The following is a 19,744-nucleotide window of genomic DNA, read 5'->3' as shown; positions in this document are numbered from 1 at the left end:
ACCTCACGACTATTGATGACTTAATTTGATGGCTTATTTTTGTAATAACTTACAACACTATTAGCCAACGTGGTCATCCAGCATAGCCAGCTTACTTTACCTATCCTAGCTTTACAGTTTTAAGCATTTTAGTTTACTGGTTCTTTTTGCATGCATATTGATTTTCGTCAATAGTCACTAACTCATTATCAGTTTCCTCAGGAACCAGCCTGACCTACAATTGAAAGTAAGTTTGAATCCCTGCTAACACGCTATTAGTTGCAACAGCAGCCAGTATTAACCCCATTACCCGACTAATGACACTTGCTCCCGCAGTACCAATCACTTTTTGAATGAGTGGTGCAATAAGTAACAACATCAGTGTTATAAACATGATGAGTACAACAATACCGGTAGTTATAGCCTGATCAATTAACGAAAAACGATGATTGTCAGTCAGTAGCACTACAGCCATCATGGCTCCTGGTGATGCAATGGAAGGGATGGCTAAAGGAAAAATTGCGCTATCAACCCCTTTATTTACCATTTGTAGTTCTTCTTCGGGTTTACTGTCACCAAATATCATCGACAGAGCAAAAACAAATAAGACGATTCCACCTGCGATCTGAAATGCAGATAAAGGAATGGACATCGCCTCTAACAGAATTTCACCAACAACGATAAAAAACAATAAAACCAGGGAGGCTACACCCACTGAAACCAAAGCAATTTTTCGATTATGCGCAACGCTGCCGCCAGCTGTGACAGCTAAAAAAACAGGCAGTGTACCTATTGGATCAATAACAGCCCAAAGTAATACAAACTGCCGTATTAAATCCTCCAACTGAAGCTCTCCTTATACTTCTACCCTTACATCACCCAATCAATCAGCAAGTTTAATAGGGTTAGCAGAATACTCCCCACAACAGCAGGTAAAAATCCCTTTACTTTAATACCTGACACAAAGGCAGCTGTCAGCTGTAGCATAAGCGCATTAATGACGAGCAAAAACAGCCCTAATGTGATAACAGTAATAGGAAAAGCTAAAAAAGAAATCACTGGCTTTATCACTGCATTACATATACCTAAAACAATAGCACCAAAAAATGCAGCACCAAAATTATTGATTTCAACACCTTTAACAAAGTTAGCGACTATTAACAGAAAAATAGATGTTAATAATAAGTGAACTAAAATGGCCAACATATTAAGGGCACCTCGAATACTTGTTTATAGCCTCTGCACAATCGAACAGATTATTGCACAAGACAGCTTGTGAAGTGTAAGGCTGGTTACTTTTCCACGCAAGCCAACACAGTGCAAGAGCTCTTCCGGCAGCGCCTTTTCGGGCTTATTGACTAAAAAACTGCCCTTGATACTGGGTAGGAGAAAGTCCAAGGTATTTTCTAAAGTAGTGCCGCAAATTCATTGCATTCCCAAACCCAACTCTTATTGCTATTTGTTCCACAGATACTGCTCCCTTTTCTAGCTGTTTTTGCGCCAAAGTCAAACGCTGTCGATTAATCCACTCTTTAGCAGACATTCCAAGTGCTTGCCTAAAGTGTCGATCGAAACTACGACGAGACATATGTGCTTGCTCAGCCAAGTCGTTTACTATCAGCGGCTGTTGCAAATGCTCAATTGCCCAATCCAGCGTTGCTGAAAACTGACTATGATGCTTGATAACGGGAGTTTCAACATACTGTGCCTGACCACCACTACGATGGGGCGAGACCACTAACCGACGCGCGACCTGATTAGCAATTACATACCCAAAGTCCTGGCGTATGACTTCGATCCCCAAATCAATCCCTGCGGCACTGCCTGCTGAACAACCAATTTGGCCATCAAACATATACAACACATTATCCTGATAGTTAACTTGAGGATACCGCTGTTGGAATAGTGCAGCATAACGCCAATGGGTGGTAGCACAACGACCATCAAGTAATCCTAACTCAGCCAACAAGAAGGCACCTGAGCAGAACGATATTATCCGCCCTCCTCGGCGATAGAGTTTGACGAGTTGCTGCTTGATCAGCTCTGAGACACCACATTGGTGAGTTGGCCAACCTGGAATAATCAAAGTGTGATAACTAGATAAGCTTGTCACTGGTTTTGCTGACATTAAGAAGCCACCTGTTGCTGCAACAGGTGATTTGTCAAAAGTCACCACCTCAGCCCTATACCATTGATCATACTCAGGACGCGGTAACCCAAATAGCTCAATGGCACAGCCAAACTCAAAAGTTGCGAGCCCTTGATAAGCTAAAATCGCGACTTTATACATCTCACTCATCATCTATCGTTTATCATTGTTCTAGCCTGATATGGCTTAAACTTAATGTATATTGTCTTTTAAGCCAATTTAATAAACAACTTTCGCTGAGTAGGATAAGGACATGAACCAAAAAGGAGAAACAACGTGTCATCAGTATCCAGGCTACCAGCTGCCCCTAGCGATCAAACACTCGCCCATTTTCAAAGTTTATTGTGCGGCCTCCCCATTGCAATGCAACAGAAAAAGCCGCTATTCGACTCGCCTAACTCAACTACCCAGTGAAAAAAATGATTGGTAGTGTTCGTGGTTTGATCAATGAGGGGTTCGCTTTAGGGCACCTCTAATAAATTAAATAAAAAAGCTCCTGCAATGAAATATCTTTATTGCAAGAGCTTTCTATTCTAGCTGCTAGTTATTTAGCTCCAACCATCCTATATAGAGTATTATCTTTTTTAACCAATTGATGCCAACATGCACCTAGAATATGTAAAGCCAAAATGGCAATCATAAAATATCCAGCAATATAATGAACTTCATGCGCAACGCCAGCTAACAAACCATTAATTGGTCTTTCAGTTGGTGCCACACTATCAAATAGTGAAAAACCAAAGAAAGGCACACCATACCCCCCGGCTGCAGATGAAATAACTCCTGATACCGGCATGATGATTGTGCAAATAAGTAAAACAAAATGTGCTAGTTTCGCAAGTTTATTCATTACTACTTGCTTATTATTCAACGCCTTTGGAAATCCTTCCTTAATGCGCCACACAACCCTGGCCATAGCCATTAACAAAGCCAGCACACCAACTGATTTATGCCAGGAGTACCAATTAAAATCTTCAAAATAAGTCATATAAACGCCAGAGGCCAGCAAAAAAATCATTATGATAGCAACAATCCAATGAAGAGAAATTGTTGTTTTACTTAACTTGTCAGCCCCTTGAGCTAATTGATTGGAACTAGGCATATAGTACAGCTCTCCTCAACAGAATAATATTGTTATTCAGACTTGCTTGGTAGACTACCTTACTTTCCTGATGATAAGCTGACTTTTTAAAGCATCTTATTTTAATTAGGATATAATTTTGGGCATCTCTACTATCAATAAGGTAAATTAAACTTACCTTTTCATAGGACCCATCATTTCAAACCAACCAGTTAGTTATAAAATAGGAAATTATGATTACTCTGCGCCCAATGATACAGCATGAATTTGGTGATTTTCATGCCAATGAAATAAAAGAATATGCTGAATGGATAACACATGCATACAAATTACCACCTGAAAGAGCACTAGCTACGGCCCAAGAGCAGCTTTCGTATAAGTACAAAGATGGCATTGATACAAAAGATCAGTACATTTATATAGTAGAAAATAGTAATCAACAAAAAATCGGTATTGTTTCTTATTCAATCATATAGTGCTTCACGTTTACAAAGAAAATGAAGTCGCTCAATCCCTATACAAAAAACAAGGTTATCGAGTTATAAGCCATATAATGGCGAAACAGCTTAATTATACTCTTCGCGAATGATTTCTAGGTTTTGTTATGACCACCATGGATGGTGAGAATGCAGCTAAAAACGAATAATGATAGGTATAATAAAAAAAATTGATCATTAATGCTACTCTCAAACCAATAAATCTAATAAAATAAGTAAACTTATTTTATTATAAGTAGAATCAATAAATGTTTAAAGTTGCTTTACTTAATACTATTCTTATATTCACTGCTACAGCTTGTAGTAACTCAAGTAATTCTATTCATGATATTTGCTATCAGCAAGAACATATTTGTAATCAAGTAGCAAATAAAGAAAGATGGCCTAGAAGAAATAATAACGAAGGGTTTGAGTACAAATGGCATCAACTACAACTAACCTTCCCCTCAAGTATTTCAGAAATGAAGCAAATCAACAACTCAGCAGTATTGAACTACCCCGAAAACACTTCGATCAAAGTGACTCCTCTAATCTTATTTAACACACCACTTCCGCCATCCATATATCAATCAACACATAACTCAGTATCATTGAATCAGTTTCAAGTTGAATTTCAACTAACGCTTAATGACCTACCAAAAACTATTGACAATTATGTAGAAGAAGCTGTATGGAAAAATGGGTTATTTGGTAAAATACTCAATGCAGATCAAAAAAAATGGTACTACTCTAATGAGTCAATCAATGCTTACATCTATCAGCATAACCAGCAGCACCATATAGCAATAATTACCCATAACAAAATTGCCCAGCAAGCACTAGAAATTATTATAAAGGGAGACTCAGTAAAAGTGGAAAATATTATTTCAACTATACAACCTAACAAAATCCAATAGCTGCTGATTAGCCTTCTATCAATAATCGAGTAGCCATCTTTTAGTCAGTTACAATACTTAATTACCAATTACTTCTATAACGTAGTGAGTTATATTGTTGCTTTGACCAGCGAGCATCACTTTCAAGACGATAAATCCTGTGTTGTAACTGTTGTTTTTTATCCCTAATATTATTTAATTCCTGTAGTATTGCTGAACGCTGCGCCGAAGTTAATCCCTCTTTGACTAATTTTCTTTCTTTTTTTCTAATATCTTCATCAAGCGTTTCAAGCTTAGACTTTGCATGCCTTAAGTCATCACGAATATCTTCCCATTCTTTTTTTGCCTGATAGACTTCTTTCCCTCTCCTATAGCCAGCTAAAAATAAAGATTCAGACTCGTAAGGGCAAACGCCTTTATAGCTATTGCCTTCAATACCTTCAGCATACCCTTTTGCTTCAGTGCAATACTTTTCAAGTCCTGAGCGTCGTCCCAATCGATAGTCTTCTAAAGTAGGCGTTACGCCATACTCAGCACAAGCTTCACGATAATCACCAACTCTTGATGATAATTGCCCATCAGCACCATCTTCATAACCAACGGTATACCAGTCTGCCGTCAAGCATTCTTCTCTTGACATAACACTACAAGCAGTAAGTTGTACTATTGAAGTAATCAATACTAGTTTTTTAACTAATTTCATTGGTCACCCTTTTAGCGTTTGGCGTTGATAAGGACTCAACTGCCAAAGCATAACATAATTAATGCACAATAGTTATCAATCGCTGTCAGCAAGTTGTTAGAAAGCCTCTTAAAATATAATGATTATCATCTACAATATTTACTTATTTATTGCCCATGGGTCTTATAAAGCAATTTAATTGAATCACATCTACGTAATAATACTTATTCAGCAAGTATAGTTTACCAAGCAGTATAAGAATATAGTTATAGCAACACTCATAGCGTTATAAATATAACTCTATAAGAAATACAAAGACTCCATATATAGTCAATACGAATGGTTTTTAGGTGCGGCCATCAAATGACAATAGCCCCATGATCCTATAATAATAGGTGATTGCAGTGAAGAGTGAAGACAGTTAAATGCTCCTCGGCAATTGCTCCTGCATTGCGCTAATACATGACATCCATGTCATAATGCATAAACTACATTCCCACCATCCATGGTGGTCATAATAAAACCTATAAATCATTCGTGAAACGTATAACACGAATAACATAAAACCTGAGAAACAATTTTATTTATGATATTTCTCACACTTTAATGTAAGCAAAGTGTAAATAGACTTATTCAAAAAAATACAAATAATTACAATTCATTATCGCTCAACTAATTGAGCCTTCAAAAATAATTCTTCATTGATTGGCGCAAAACAATGAAAACAAAACTTTGTTTATTAGCATTAATAACAAACTCATTAGTAGCTGAATCAACAGTTGCGGATACTGCTTCCACTAACCCAATGTTTGGCGATACAAAAAACCAAGTCATGTTTCATGGCGGCATGAGCTTTCGCGGTAAAGGATTTGAAAAGCTATATTTTGGTGGAATTTCTTATAGCCAGCCTGATACCTTTTTTCGTCTGCCAGCAAGAAACAATCTTGAATAAGGTGTCTTCCGAGGAAAAAGCTCCAAAAATGACCCCTCTAATAAAAGTTTTAAAGATGATGTAGACTTAAGCCAGTATGATTTAAATATGTTTGGTATATCGAAAGATGTCGCATTACTTAGCGGCACTAATGCTTACCTTACTCTAGGTTTAGGTGCTTATATTAAAGATAATGATACCAACCGTATCGGATCTAAATTCACTTTTGGTGAACGCTTAGCCGTTGGCTACCGCTTCAATAATGGTGTTGCTTTAGAGCTTTATGCCAGACACTTTTCCAACGGCTCACTCACTAAAGAAAATAGCGGTCAAAATTTTGCTGGTTTAAGTGTTGGTTATACATTCTAAACTCATAACCATTTCCCTCACAACAACAATACTCTCCTAACAACATGTCAAAAACAAGTCCATTATTTTCGTAATGGACTTTATCTTTTAAAGCTTATCTTACTCTCCTAACTGAGCTATATCTTAAGATTAAGTTGATAAATTAATTTTAAATTAACTCACCAAGATCACACTAGCGTGTAAAGATAAAATTTACAAAAGTAAAAATGCAAAACAAGCCAACATATTAACTAACCACATAATTAAAATAGCTTGCACTAACATACCATAGAATATCTCCAATAAAGTTAAGGATAAAATATGAAACTTAATAAACTAGCTTTTATAGCAACGACCACCCTTGCTCTTAGCTCATTAAGCCAGGCCAATGGTTATTTTGATAGTGACTCTTGCTTTCAATCAGATAAAGGTTTTTCAGAGTGCAGCAGCTCAGCTAGCTGGAATAGCTCTAACAAACACTCATCAAAAAAAGTCAACTCAACTAAAGCAAAACACTGGAATAGCCGAACTAAAAGTAATGATGACTGGTTTAACCAATCCTGGCCTTCTAATAATTGGCCAAGTACTAACTGGCCAAAACCGAATTGGCCAACAGATAATAACTGGCCTACTGATAACAATTGGCCCTCCCCTGGCGATGCAAATTCTAAAACTAAGTTATGTCAATCTATTCAGAAAGTAGACAAGCTCGCCAATTGGAAAACCACAGGTACAGCAAAGCTTTCAGAAGCCAAGCCCAGTACTTTATGTAAAGATAAAAATGAGTTCCATCTAACTAATACTTATGCCAGTGGTGGCGAACTTCAATATCAATTAAAAGAAGCCGGTAATTATCAGTTAGAAATGGTAGTTCATGGTATTAACAATCAAACAGCGACAATCAATGTCTATGCATGTGGCAGCACCAGTCGAATTACTGTATCAGGAAGTAATTCAACAGGTCGAGTCAATAGCAGTGTATATAACAACTGTGGCAATATTCGAATTTTTGCTGATGATCCTGCTAGTACGATTGTTATTGATAAATTGAAAGTGAGTAAAAAATAAAGAATTAGGATAACTACTACATATATGATAAGTATCAATAATTGATACTTATCATATATTCATAATTAACCTTAACCTAAAGAGCCTTTTATGAAAAATCACTTATTGTCAAGCTTAAGTCTTGCTTTTCTTGTTACTTGCAATGCAACAGCATCTGAAAATACTGGAGGCTCGAATAAACTCAGCCCCAAATTAATTAATGAAACAAACTTTAACTTAAAAAGCAAATTTAATTACCCCAACATTGCAGGACAGCTTAAAAGAAAACTGGAAACGACTAGAAAAAATTCAACGATAAAAATTTCTATTAAACTTTCAGACAGTCTGATAAATAGCAATAATACGAGCTTTGAAGATGAAGCAAAAGATATTTTAAACTCAGCAGGTATCCGTTATAGTAATTTTAACATGGTAGGAACATCACCATTATTTACAATAGAAACTACATATGAGGATATCATTAAACTGAGCAACTCTTCCAAATATATTTATATAGAGGAAGTTTCATCCAATACAGGAATTTTATCAACAAAGAATAGAAGTTATCGTACTTCATTTACCCAAAGTGACTATAGGCACACCAGCTTCAAAGATCTTACTGGAAAAGGTGTTACTGTAGCTGTTATTGATTCTGGCGTAGCCAATGTCCCACAATTGCCTAATGTTTCTCACTATTGCTTTTCTAAGCATATTGATAAGAAAGGAGAGCCATCCAATTGTCCACAAAATTACCCAACTGAAGGAGGCAGTGCTCGTACCATAGATGGCAAACAAGATAATCATGGTACACATGTAGCAGGAACTATTGCAGCTAAACCTCTTAAGGAAGGAGCCCCTGCTGGAATGGCCTATGATGCTAAAATTATCAGCTTACGTTCTTTACATAAAAAAGGCAATGGATCTCGCCATGACACTATTGAAGCATTAAATAAGATTGCATCAGACATTCCTGATGTGGATATCATTAATATGAGTCTAGGTAGTAGCATTTATTCTGCAGAAAATTGTGATGGTTTGTTATCAGGACATCTAGTTGATTATAAAAAAGCTATTGATAACCTAGTAAATAAAGGGGTAAAAATCGTAGTCGCTTCTGGTAATAATTACCAAAAAGGATATGTTGGCTTTCCAGCTTGCCTTCAAAATGTAATTTCTGTTGGCGCAATCTATCCAACATCAGGAGCAGACGACTATACAAATGAAACTTATAATAGTGGAAATATCACAGACTATACCAATTTATCTAAATATGTAACAGTCTTAGCACCAGGCCATGAGATAGAATCAACAAATGCAAACTATGATAAAGATGACCCCACCTCTTTAAAAATAAAATCATCAGGCACCTCTATGGCTACTCCTTACGTTTCAGCATGTATAGCTAGAATGCTAGAGAGAAATCCAAAATTAACAACGACTGAAATAAAAGACATTTTCAAATATTCAGTCAAACAAGGAAATAAGAAGAACGACTACGACATTAATACACCTACGCTAAATTGTGATGATGCACTATTACTAACGCCATCCTCTAGAATTTAGCTACTAAATAATACCATAATCTTAAACATACATTCTGGAATATAATATGAAGCCAGCCATAAAATTCAGCACTATTTTTTTTATAGCATTAAACTGCTCTAACTTAAAGGCAGTTACTGTAGATGAAGTCAAGAATGAGTTATCACCAAACCTAAATAAATACAGCAAACTCTTAATCAATGATATTGCCAATTCAAGTGATTATAAAAATGAGCTTTATAAAGTATGGATTGAAATTAATTTCAATCTTCCTGACAAAGAAAAAAAAGAGCTAGTAGAACTAGTAAATAGCAACTACCTAATTGGTTTGAACTATGAAAAACATATAAAGGGTCCTATTTATCGTGAGTATATGGCTCTTGATATTGATACTCTAAAAAAATTTGCAAATCATCCAAATATATTAAATATAATTGCAAGCCCAGAAGGAAGAAATATAAAAGTAGCTGTATTTACTACAGGGATACCGAGCAACCGACCCGAAATAGAGCATGTGGATGAACATTGCTTACTACCACTTTATGATATGGAAGGTTTTGACCCAGATTATGATGATGGTTTGTATGAGCCAGAAGATAAAAAATATCAAAAGAAATCTTCATGTCCATCAGGATCAAGTCGTCAATCTGGTAAAGGCGCTGCATATAATATTGATAATGCTAGCTATATGGGTGCAGAGATAGTAAGCAGTATAGCAGCCAAAAAGTACAAATCAGGTAGTAAAAAAGAATCAATCGCCAAAATTGGCAGTGCCTATCTTAGTGATATAAGCGTCTATAACGTGCATCATACAATTTATAGACCAAATAACTTATATGGAAGTGAGTTAGGCCCTGATGGTGGAACTTATGACTGGTTAGGTATTAAAGAAGGTTTATTAGAATATGTAAATAACCCCAATAAAAAAGTAGACATTATTTATTTACCAAGTTTATATTATAGAGGTGTTAAGGGTAGTGATTGCTCTGAACATTCTGTAGTTCAAAATAGTGAAAACACTTTCTTCCAAATAAGACAAGCCATTAATGACCTGATAGCCCGTGGTGTTGTAGTAGTTACTCCTACTGGTAACAAAGGCTACACAGGGCAAACTGCTTTTCCTGCATGTTTACCTGAGACAATATCAGTTACAGCCCACTCCCCCATTAATCTTCCCATCTTTTTTATTGATGATAGAGGTCTATTAGGTACACCTAGAGTAGGAGATTGGCTTAATAGTCCTTATACTGCTAATGTACCAATGCCTTTTGCCAACATCAGTAAAAATACAACTATCTCAGCAGAAGGAATTCCTATTAATTACGTCCCTACAATAAATAAGCTTGATGCAGAAGCAATAATTTCTGCAGGTAATAAGGAATATTTTAGTGCATCAACTCATTTAGCTGCTGCAGAAACCCTTTCCTGTATAGCTAAATTAAAAGAAATAGAACCGTCTCTTAATCAGCAGGCTATCAAAAATTATCTCACTAAAAATAGTTATGGTTATACCTATAAACCAGGTGATACCCTAAATCCTGTACCACTACTTAATTGTGATGCAGCAATCGATGACTTATTAAGTCGGTAAAATTTAGTTTTCTAGATGCAGTACTAGAAATCTGATAATTATATATCAGAACTTACTTAAACCACCTATTTTTAGGTGGTTTTTTTAATTTTACCCCACAGAACAATTTGTAAAAAGCACTAAAAATTGAAAAAACTTAGCAACCAGTTAATCAATATTGATAAAACCTAAAGGAAGAGACAATGCAACTAAAACCTTTATTTATAGCAATTTCACTAACAGCATTGAGCATGAATAATGTTTATAGTAATTCACAGCATAGTATAGTATAGAGTCCCCTACTGACACAAATAAAAACTCTTATTTACAGGCTAACTCAGAGCTTCTTATTAGCACCGATATTTTACCCAATATAAATGCAAGAATGGATCAAATTCTTATAGATCATTTTACTTCAGTTGGGATTACTGATCCCCAAGATATCATTGTAACAGCTGGATACCAGACAGAAGCAAGTGGTGTTTTTGTGACTCAAAATACTGCTTATGCTCAGTCAGGCTGGATACCATCGGTTCGGCCAACGGTTTACCAATGGAAGAGAGTCCCATTGCTTGAATTAGCTAAGACACGGGCCTTTGGCAGCTCGGCTCCTGCAAAAAAACCTGCATTAGTTGGTGCACATAAAAGCGGACAGCCCTTATTTCCAATTCCCCCCAGCGATCCCAATTCCTTACACCTAGAAGCAAAAGATAAACATCAGAAATGGCCTGATATCGACAAAATTAAAAAGGCATTAAAAGATTCAACGAATATTTTAATAAAAGACCACAGTCTTATTGATTTTTCTAAGATACGCTGGAAACAACGCTATGGACTACCAAAGAGTGTACCTCCTACCGCTTATATTCAATGGGTCACTAACACTGGTACCGCCGCGGAGGAAAATCAGCGAGCAAAAACAGGGAATAGTAGAATAGTTTCTGATATGTCAGATTTCAAAATATGGCATGTAGATCAACCCGCTATGAAATTTAGTAATGAAGCTAGAAAAGCATTTCTTCGGGTAATGAAAGCAGAATCCCTTGATGCTTCTGACTGGGCCTATATGATTCTTACCCAGGTGAAAGCGGAAACGACTGCAACTCTCGAAAGGTATTACCCTGATCAATTACTATACTCAGCACAACTAGCCTATCGTTCAAGTGGAGCAAATCCAGAAACCGGAGAATTGTCTCCAGAAGAAATGCAAGTGATAGAAAAATTCCATAGTGGTAACCCAGAGATTATCACTTATATCCCAGATTTAGCTGCACAAGGTAACGCTCCTGCGACACCTAGTAAACACCATGCTCTCATCACTGATGAAGCTGCCAGAATTTATATTTGGCATTTTAGTAGTGGACCAAAACAGGGAATGCGTGGTGGCTTTTCTACCAAAGAGGCAGCTTTAGCCTGGTATAAAAACTGGCTAATTAATACTACAACAAAGGCCGAAGTCTATCCTTATTATGCTCAATCATATTTACAAATGGGTACAGAAATAGAGCTTAATTTAAAAAATATTGGGAGAAAAGTTGACTACGGTAAGGCTATGACTAATCAATTTTTTCGAGTTGCCCTCACCGATATTGACACTAGTTACAAACAGCGTAGCGAACAGCATACAGAAAACCTAAAATATTGGTTCGATTTCACTTCTAATATTGTAGGAATTTTAGGTGTAGGTATTTCAGGTAAACTTTCAAAAATAGTAGATATGGCCGTGGTCGCAGGAGGAATTGGTGTTGGCGGTATTACTATTATAAATGCTGATAGCCCTAATGAAAAAATTGAAGGAATTGGCTCAATCATTGAGTCAGTGACTGACACCCTAGAAGCTACTGGTGTAGGAAACAAATTAGCACGTCAATCATCAGTGATGAAAAGCTTATTCCGAGGTGGATCAGCCAAACTCTATCAGTATGCTGCTCAGGGGTTAAAAGTAAATGGAGCAGCCTCAATTATCTTTGAAAACAAAGCATCAATTAACTTACAAAGTACTCTCAATCAAATCTGGGACACTACTGGAGAAACAGTAAAATCTGTTCACAATGCACGCAAGTATATTATTGAAAAAGGAAGCAAGAAATTACACAGCATTTTCTACCAAGGAAAAGCCTATGCTCGCTTCCCATATGGCTTTTGGTTCAATAGTAAACTTGATGCATCTTCTTTACAGGTTGTAAGTGGCTCTTCTCAAAGCTCATTGCCTGCAATCTATTCAATGAATGAACTAACTCAAATTGGTGGTGAAAACTCAGTGATTCCGCAAGAAATTACTCGAGCTGCACGAATTGGTGCTTCGATATCTGGAGGAGCGGAAGCAAAGTTTGCAGTGTCAGTACGCTCCGAAGACCAATCTGTTAAGTGTATTGAAAACGCTCGCGTCGTTAGATTAACAAATGGTAGTTTTGCAGTTGCAGCTCCTCGCCTTCAAGGTTCACAAGCGGATGTATTAGTTCTTCTAGGAAATTATCAAAATGGTGCTTTCGATAAAACTTCACTATATGTCAGAAAGAAACTAAATAGTGTGCCTGAAGTATATGAACTTACTTTCGATTATGCTAAAGGACGTGGAGGAGCACGTACAAACCGCTTTGGTACTATGATAAGTGAGGAAGATAATGTTGTTTCTAATAAAATCACTGAGATGTTTAATGACAATCCACAATTGATTACTAGTCAGGTTCCTATTGAAATTGACAACTTAATTGGCCCAATGGAAACAACTATAGTTTCAGGCTCTAGAATACAACGGATTGGCCAAAGTGGTTATTTCACCATAGATTATTTAAGAGGAGACAAAGGACATAACTCTGGCGTATTACGTTGGGTTAATAACCCAGAACTATCAGAAATTGATAAAAAAAATGTGATAGGTGGATACTATATTCCGTTTACACCAGATAGGTCACAAGGAGGACTTGTAGGTTATGTAGATATACCTAAAACTAACCCAGAATATAACTTTGCATTTACACCAGGATTAAATGGCTGCTCCATTATAGTTACCAAACATCCAACCGATCAAACAAAACTAAGGGTTTATCATGACTCTGATCCAGAAGGAAAAAACTTCAAAAACGAAGGAAAGCCGTATAGTGATGAAGATATTCTATTAAGACTCGATGACGCTATTTATAATACTAATGACAAAGGAGGTCGTAAAATGAATGAGTTTTTTGCTAACAACGCTAATGATAAACGTGGCGCTGGATATTTTAATTTTGTGTATTTAAACTATGATGACCAACGTGGTTGGGTAGTTACTAGCAAAACTGTTTTCCAAGAAAAAGAGGCTCAAGGCCCTTCTACAACCAAAATTAATAAACATATCCCTAATGACTTGCTTTATTCACAAGTTATTCCAACGTCATCACCACAATATACAACTTTTGAAGTTGCAGATAGTAGTAACGATAATCACTCTAAAAAGTTTGAGGGTTGGAACAGTGAGGATGGACGCTTTTTTTATAAAGAATCAGGAACAACCAAACCGTGGGTGTATGAGAATAAAGTTAAGTCTGGATCAAACTTAATACCTGGCAAATTTCAGCAAGCATATATCGATGAAATTAGGAAAACTAATCCTAGCTTTAAACCACCTATTTTTACCTATTTTGATATAAGTGAGCTTTAAACCAATAGAAATTTAGATAATATAAATTGCAAACTCCGACAGCCACCTATTTTAGGTGGCCTCTTTTATTATTTTCTATCCCTTTTCCTACAAACAGATGGCAAATACTCATTAGTAATGTCTGTTTTATTTTCTCCTATCGCTTCCATACCATCAACAGCATAATCATAACCACATAACCAAGAAATAGGGCTAACAGGGCTACCTTTCACTACAGCGGGTCTAAATGTCAGCACTTTCCCTTTAAGGGGATTGCCTATTTTATTACCAAGTGTGACATAAATTGCTCCATTAACAACCTCGATACTAACCACTCGATTGCCTATCATTTTATCTGGCTTAGGTAAACCTGCGTCCTGATTATTAATGGGAAATTCTTTACGATCATTATAATACTGAGTGACTCGATCTCTTGCTGTTGCTACTAAACTGATAGCTTCTGCTACTTCACTACGCCGTACATAATCTTGGTATTCAGGTATAGCAATAGTAGATAAAATGCCAATAATAGAAATGACTATCATTAGTTCAATTAAAGTAAATCCTTTTAAGTTTTTCATGCTATTTTTCCTAACCAAAATATTGGCCCGTACAAGTTTATAAAAATCCAAGCCACTGTTATCACAAACAAAATTGCTACTACAACCACTATTTTTTTTATATAGTTTTCACATTGCCTTATTAGCTTACTACCTTCTTGATTGAATAAAACTCCCATCTCATTACTAAGCACCAACCCTTTATTTTTAAGGCTATTTAAATGACCAGTTATTGAATGAGATTTAGCTTCAGCAACATCTGAGTTCATCTTCAACGGATACTCTATAATTTCTTGAATGTTCTTATGTGTTTTTTTTTATAGACTTAGGTATGATAAACAGTCTAGCCTGATTTGAAAAATGAGAATGAAATAGCTGCCCTATTTGATATGTGATCAATAATGATACTCCCAGTAGTAGTATTACTCCTAACAGAGCTATTGAATAGCTTTCAAAAAACCAGTTCATATCGTCAATAGGGAATCCTCCCGCCTGATAAAATGCCTCAAGAAATACAGGAAAAACCTTAACTCGATATACAAAGCACAGTAACAAAAACAAGGCGCAAACAGCCATAAGATAAATAATGATTCCTCTAAGTCGTGAGGGCATAGCAAGTTTATTAGAGAAATCAGATCGCGCATACAACTCTAAAGCCTTACGCTTCTTTTCTACATCCTTTTCGAGTTGGATAGACTTTAATAAGAAATCTTCTATACTACCAAGTTTAATTTTATTGCCATAAAACTCAATATTTCTTGACTTTATTAATTCATCATAACAGTCATCAAAACTGTTATTATTTTTCATACCATCATTAACTATTCGGCAAATATAATGAAACCTTCCCCAGCTCATTACTTCCTCCCAGTAAATTATTTATATGCTATAAGCACACTTTAGCAATTTATATAAAATCCTCAATAATCAAGCAGCAACTAAACCTAAAATAAAGGGCACTACTAATAACTTTCAATACTTTAAATAATAACGACAAAAAGCTAAAAGTTACCATCTATACTATAAGCACCTCTAAATTTCGCCTTCAAAGCAGCGTATGAACATTCTGAAAATTGTTTTGTTGATTACAATGGTAACCTCCACTTGTATGGCTAAAGAAAACCTTATTTTAGCGGGTGGAGAATGGCCTCCATACGTCTCTAAAGAGCTTAATCATTACGGAGTAACTCCCCGTATTATTACTGAAATATTTTCTTCATTTGGGGTTAAGGTTCAATATCAATTTCATCCTTGGTCACGATCGCTAGAAGCTGCTCGTCAAGGCATAGTTGATGGAACCTTTTTATGGTATAAAACACCTGAGCGAGAGAAAGATTTTTACTATAGCAAATACCCTATCGGACATATTACATTTGTGTTTTTCCACTTAAAAAGCACCCCTTTCACCTGGAAAAATTATAGTGATTTAAGAGGCTATAGAATTGGTGCTACTATCAGTTATCATTATGGTGAGCAATTCATACAGGAAGAAAAAAAAGGGAAATTGCAAGTTATTCGAGTTAAATCCGATGAACAAAATTTAAAAATGCTGCTCAAAGAGCGTATTGATATCTTCCCCCACGACCTTAGTGTTGGATATTTTGAAATCAACAAAATCTTCCCAAGATCAACTGTCCATATGTTCACCAACCATCCGCAACCATTAAAAAAAGAGAATACCTACCTATTATTATCCAAACAGAATAAAAATAACAAACAATTAATCAAACTATTTAGTGATGCACTCTATAAGTTTACCCAAGCAGGTAAATATGAGCAGTACTATTATGATGACTTAATCAAAAATGTCTATACAATAAAAAACAACTAGCCTATCAATATAGCTAAAGATCAGAGTATACATAAGTAAAAGCTATCCTAATCAGCTTATCGTCAGGATCAGATGGTAATTTATCATTACCATCCACTTATAATCTTTACGGAGTTCAAGCATGTCAATAAAGAGAATGATTTTTCGATTTCTAAAAATGGCACTAACATTATTTTTAGTCAATAATTGTTATGGGAATGAACAAGACATAATTCAACTATCATTACAAGGTAATACAACAGCAATTCAAAAGTTATTAGACAGCTCAAAATCTAATATAAACATAAAATCACCTAATGGCGACACACCATTACTAATTGCCGCAAGAAAAGGTAATTTAGAACTATTTGATCTGCTTATGAAGCATGGAGCAAATATCAATGTACTTGATAAAAATAATAGGGATATTTTAAATATTGCTGCTAAAAATAGGAATCCAGAACTAGCCAAGCTTGCTTTAAGCCATGGTATAGACCCGACTATGATTACATCTCGCTACCAAGGTTCAGCGCTTATTTATGCTTCAGCACAAGGCGAAGTTGAAATTGTTACAATGCTACTTAACGCGAAAGCTCCAGTAAACCGTATCAATAATATAGGTTGGACTGCTCTTTTAGAAGCCATCATTTTAGGTGATGGCAGTAAAAATTATATTGAAATTGTCAGGCATCTATTAGCAGCAGGTGCAGATAAAACAATAGCAGATAGGTCAGGTAAAACACCCTTAATTCATGCCAAAGAAAAAGGCTATTCTGAAATAACCCAGCTATTGCTTAAGTAGAATGTCTTATCTCCTCTAACAAAGCTGATTAAATTCTTAAGCACTCTGTTAGAGGGTTAACTAGACAATAAAAGTCTAGAAGGGTATTGGTGCTTTGCTATAGTAGTTACATATCTTTTTTTAACTTAGCATATTTTTCAACCAAACCACAACTTTCAAGCCACCCAAACGACTTTCACCAATAGTTACAGCACCACCGTAAAAAGCTGCAATTTCATTAATTATACTTAATCCAAGTCCTGCTCCCTGTATCCCATGGCCAGGTATACGATAAAATCGCTGGACTAATTTCTCCCTGTAATTTTCCATTACTCCAGGCCCAGCATCTTCAACAATAATTTTTACTTGCCCATCTTCCACTTCACAAGTAAATTGAATTTGCACTTTACCACTGTTAAGGTTAATACCATAACGCAATGCATTTTCAATTAAATTACGACATATCATTTCCATCGCTAGTGGATCGGCACAAACCTTGATTGAATTGGCACCTTGCATCTGACAGTCACAGTGGTTATGATCAACTATTAATTCTGCAATCACCTGACGAAACAACTCACACACATCAAATTTTTCAGACTGGTTAGCCAGTGCATTCGAGTTATTTGTTTTCGCTAAGCTTAAAAATTGATTCGCTACTCTTACAACTCTTAATGCAGCATTATTCACTTTATTAAAGTCAGAGCTTACATTATTATTTAAATAACCGAGGCTTTGCATTTGAGCAACTAAAGCTGTAACAGGCGTTCTTAGTTCATGAGTACAAGTATCTAAAAACTGCCTCTCTTTTAATAGCTGAGCTTTCATATTGTTGATTAATTGATTCAAGGCACATACAAGAGGTAACAACTCTTTTAATACTGATGATTCAGGCAAAGGGGGAAGCTTCTCAATAGATACACTTGATACTTGCTGGGTTAATAAATTAAGTGGTTGCAAACCTGATCTGACTGCATAATGCATTGCCAGCATAGCAATGCCAAAGATTATCAGTAACGGAACAAAAATAAGAATAACTAAGCCTCGAACAGCATGTTTTCTTTCAGAATCTCTAAGCCCTACTAATACGCAAGCATTATTTTGACAAGCTGTACTAATAACCCATTTATGCTTGTTTATTTTAATGACATAAGTTTCTTTTTTCGCTGGTTTTGAAAAAGTTACGTCGCCCTGCTGAATAACCAGCTCATTTTCACGCCATCCCAACAATAATAAACTAGGTTGTTGTTTTAATTGTAAGTTTCTAATTTCTGGTTGTAAAACAACCCCAATCCACCTTTCTGCCATCAGTTGAGTTTGGTGTTGAAAAAACTCCCGGGTTTTATACCAAGCAATTCCTTTGGAAAAAATCACCTCTATAAACCAAGCAGCTGTTAGAACTAGTGCAACTCTAAGTAATATACGGCCCTTTAATGAGCTTGATCGAACTTTGGAATTAAATAACCGATTCCACGCATTGTTTTTATTAGGCTGGGCCATAAATGTTTTCTCAACTGCGAAATATATACTTCTATAGTGTTTTCTTCGATATCCTGATCCCAGCGATAGAGGGCATCAATAATCTGCTGTTTGGTTTTTACACGCCCCTGTGACTCCAATAAATATTGAAGTAAGCGAAACTGTCGTAAGGGAATAGTGACAAGCTGTCGATCCAACAATACTTGCATTTGCCCTGGATCTAATGTCAGTGGACCATACTCAATGACAGCAGCAGCCCTACCCATCCTTCGCCTTAATAACGCTCTGATACGAGCAATCAACTCATCCATATTAAATGGCTTAACCAAATAGTCATCAGCACCACTATCCAAACCAAGCACTTTATCTCTTGGTTCATCCCTGGCTGTTAGCACTAAAACGGGTAACTCCATGCCATCACCTCGTAACTCACATAAAAGAGCTAAACCATCTCCATCAGGCAACCCTAGATCTAAAACAATCAATCCTACCCCCTGGTCTACCAATGCTAACTTAGCATCTTTAACACAAGTTACATGCTCCATTTGTAGGGCTGCCTTATTCAGCCCCCTAGCAATACCATCTGCGATCATTACATCATCTTCGACTAATAGTACTTTCACTACACAACCTATTTTTATATCGTGCTTGACTCAAATACTTAATCAGGCCCCTTGTATATTTTTCTCAACCTGATGAAATATCAAAACTAGGGGTATTATACTTACTTAAGCTGATGTCATACTGATTAATGACGGGGTTATTCTTCAGGTAATTTACAGGTGCAAATATAC

The 19,744-nt window shown here is 36.1% G+C and carries 20 protein-coding genes; 10 read left to right on the top strand and 10 right to left on the bottom strand.

Annotated features, from left to right (window positions below):
• Window positions 1-214 precede the first annotated feature (214 nt).
• The 4 genes from OQE68_RS19690 to OQE68_RS19675 form a co-directional block, all read right to left on the bottom strand.
• The gene (locus OQE68_RS19690) at window positions 215-823 is read right to left on the bottom strand and encodes a MarC family protein (RefSeq protein ID WP_180569491.1); all 609 of its coding nucleotides are present in this window, start codon (window positions 821-823) and stop codon (window positions 215-217) included.
• A gap of 26 nt (window positions 824-849) precedes the next feature.
• A complete protein-coding gene (locus OQE68_RS19685) occupies window positions 850-1,185 on the bottom strand; it encodes a phage holin family protein (protein WP_180569492.1) in 336 nt (111 codons plus the stop codon).
• 145 nt (window positions 1,186-1,330) lie between these two features.
• Complete coding sequence (locus OQE68_RS19680) at window positions 1,331-2,269, bottom strand: helix-turn-helix domain-containing protein (RefSeq protein WP_180569493.1); 939 nt, start codon at window positions 2,267-2,269, stop codon at window positions 1,331-1,333.
• 403 nt (window positions 2,270-2,672) lie between these two features.
• Entirely contained in the window at window positions 2,673-3,230 is a 558-nt protein-coding gene (locus tag OQE68_RS19675) for a cytochrome b (RefSeq protein WP_180569494.1), read from the bottom strand.
• A gap of 212 nt (window positions 3,231-3,442) precedes the next feature.
• Here OQE68_RS19675 and OQE68_RS19670 point away from each other — a divergent pair, with 212 nt between their 5' ends.
• Both OQE68_RS19670 and OQE68_RS19665 read left to right on the top strand, forming a co-directional pair.
• The gene (locus OQE68_RS19670; protein ID WP_180569495.1) at window positions 3,443-3,685 is read left to right on the top strand and encodes a hypothetical protein; all 243 of its coding nucleotides are present in this window, start codon (window positions 3,443-3,445) and stop codon (window positions 3,683-3,685) included.
• A gap of 269 nt (window positions 3,686-3,954) precedes the next feature.
• Window positions 3,955-4,602, top strand: a complete 648-nt coding sequence (locus OQE68_RS19665; RefSeq protein WP_180569496.1) for a hypothetical protein — start codon at window positions 3,955-3,957, stop codon at window positions 4,600-4,602.
• A gap of 61 nt (window positions 4,603-4,663) precedes the next feature.
• Here OQE68_RS19665 and OQE68_RS19660 read toward each other — a convergent pair whose 3' ends face one another.
• Complete coding sequence (locus OQE68_RS19660; protein WP_180569497.1) at window positions 4,664-5,284, bottom strand: DUF2799 domain-containing protein; 621 nt, start codon at window positions 5,282-5,284, stop codon at window positions 4,664-4,666.
• Window positions 5,285-5,981: 697 nt separating this feature from the next.
• On the opposite strand from OQE68_RS19660, the gene OQE68_RS19655 reads away from it, so the two are divergent.
• The 6 genes from OQE68_RS19655 to OQE68_RS19630 all read left to right on the top strand — a co-directional run bounded on the left by OQE68_RS19655 (window position 5,982) and on the right by OQE68_RS19630 (window position 14,341).
• Window positions 5,982-6,215: a hypothetical protein gene (locus tag OQE68_RS19655; protein WP_180569498.1), complete on the top strand. Its 234-nt coding sequence runs from the start codon at window positions 5,982-5,984 to the stop codon at window positions 6,213-6,215.
• A gap of 87 nt (window positions 6,216-6,302) precedes the next feature.
• The gene (locus tag OQE68_RS19650; RefSeq protein ID WP_180569499.1) at window positions 6,303-6,563 is read left to right on the top strand and encodes an acyloxyacyl hydrolase; all 261 of its coding nucleotides are present in this window, start codon (window positions 6,303-6,305) and stop codon (window positions 6,561-6,563) included.
• 300 nt (window positions 6,564-6,863) lie between these two features.
• On the top strand, window positions 6,864-7,610 hold the full coding sequence (locus OQE68_RS19645; protein WP_180569500.1) for a hypothetical protein: 747 nt from the start codon (window positions 6,864-6,866) through the stop codon (window positions 7,608-7,610).
• A 90-nt stretch (window positions 7,611-7,700) separates the two neighbouring features.
• Window positions 7,701-9,152 carry a S8 family peptidase gene (locus OQE68_RS19640; protein ID WP_180569501.1) on the top strand — a complete coding sequence of 484 codons (1,452 nt, stop codon included), beginning with the start codon at window positions 7,701-7,703 and terminating at the stop codon, window positions 9,150-9,152.
• Between the two features lie 46 nt (window positions 9,153-9,198).
• Window positions 9,199-10,722 carry a S8 family serine peptidase gene (locus OQE68_RS19635; protein ID WP_180569502.1) on the top strand — a complete coding sequence of 508 codons (1,524 nt, stop codon included), beginning with the start codon at window positions 9,199-9,201 and terminating at the stop codon, window positions 10,720-10,722.
• Window positions 10,723-11,086: 364 nt separating this feature from the next.
• Complete coding sequence (locus OQE68_RS19630) at window positions 11,087-14,341, top strand: hypothetical protein (protein ID WP_180569503.1); 3,255 nt, start codon at window positions 11,087-11,089, stop codon at window positions 14,339-14,341.
• A gap of 68 nt (window positions 14,342-14,409) precedes the next feature.
• Here the strand turns inward: OQE68_RS19630 and OQE68_RS19625 are convergent, their stop codons facing one another.
• The 3 genes from OQE68_RS19625 to OQE68_RS19610 are packed head-to-tail and all read right to left on the bottom strand — an operon-like array spanning window position 14,410 to window position 15,690.
• A complete protein-coding gene (locus OQE68_RS19625; RefSeq protein WP_180569504.1) occupies window positions 14,410-14,901 on the bottom strand; it encodes a pilin in 492 nt (163 codons plus the stop codon).
• Window positions 14,898-15,149 (bottom strand): hypothetical protein, encoded by a 252-nt coding sequence (locus tag OQE68_RS19615; protein WP_180569505.1) that lies wholly within the window; start codon window positions 15,147-15,149, stop codon window positions 14,898-14,900. The genes OQE68_RS19625 and OQE68_RS19615 overlap by 4 nt, the downstream gene beginning before the upstream one ends.
• A 34-nt stretch (window positions 15,150-15,183) precedes the next feature.
• Window positions 15,184-15,690 (bottom strand): hypothetical protein, encoded by a 507-nt coding sequence (locus OQE68_RS19610; RefSeq protein ID WP_180569506.1) that lies wholly within the window; start codon window positions 15,688-15,690, stop codon window positions 15,184-15,186.
• Between the two features lie 298 nt (window positions 15,691-15,988).
• On the opposite strand from OQE68_RS19610, the gene OQE68_RS19605 reads away from it, so the two are divergent.
• Together OQE68_RS19605 and OQE68_RS19600 are read left to right on the top strand one after the other, a co-directional pair.
• Complete coding sequence (locus OQE68_RS19605; protein WP_180569507.1) at window positions 15,989-16,711, top strand: substrate-binding periplasmic protein; 723 nt, start codon at window positions 15,989-15,991, stop codon at window positions 16,709-16,711.
• Between the two features lie 121 nt (window positions 16,712-16,832).
• Window positions 16,833-17,492 (top strand): ankyrin repeat domain-containing protein, encoded by a 660-nt coding sequence (locus tag OQE68_RS19600; protein ID WP_180569508.1) that lies wholly within the window; start codon window positions 16,833-16,835, stop codon window positions 17,490-17,492.
• A gap of 120 nt (window positions 17,493-17,612) precedes the next feature.
• On the opposite strand, the gene OQE68_RS19595 is transcribed toward OQE68_RS19600, so the two are convergent.
• Together OQE68_RS19595 and OQE68_RS30900 are read right to left on the bottom strand one after the other, a co-directional pair.
• On the bottom strand, window positions 17,613-18,971 hold the full coding sequence (locus OQE68_RS19595; RefSeq protein ID WP_180569509.1) for an ATP-binding protein: 1,359 nt from the start codon (window positions 18,969-18,971) through the stop codon (window positions 17,613-17,615).
• Window positions 18,902-19,573, bottom strand: coding sequence for a response regulator transcription factor (locus OQE68_RS30900; RefSeq protein ID WP_180569510.1), 672 nt, complete (start codon window positions 19,571-19,573; stop codon window positions 18,902-18,904). Before OQE68_RS30900 ends, OQE68_RS19595 begins: the two co-directional genes overlap by 70 nt.
• Window positions 19,574-19,744 lie beyond the last annotated feature (171 nt).

It is taken from the genome of Spartinivicinus marinus (genome assembly GCF_026309355.1).
Lineage (GTDB): Bacteria > Pseudomonadota > Gammaproteobacteria > Pseudomonadales > Zooshikellaceae > Spartinivicinus > Spartinivicinus marinus.
Note: the sequence above shows the minus strand (reverse complement) of the source record. Positions and strands in the feature narration are given on the sequence as shown.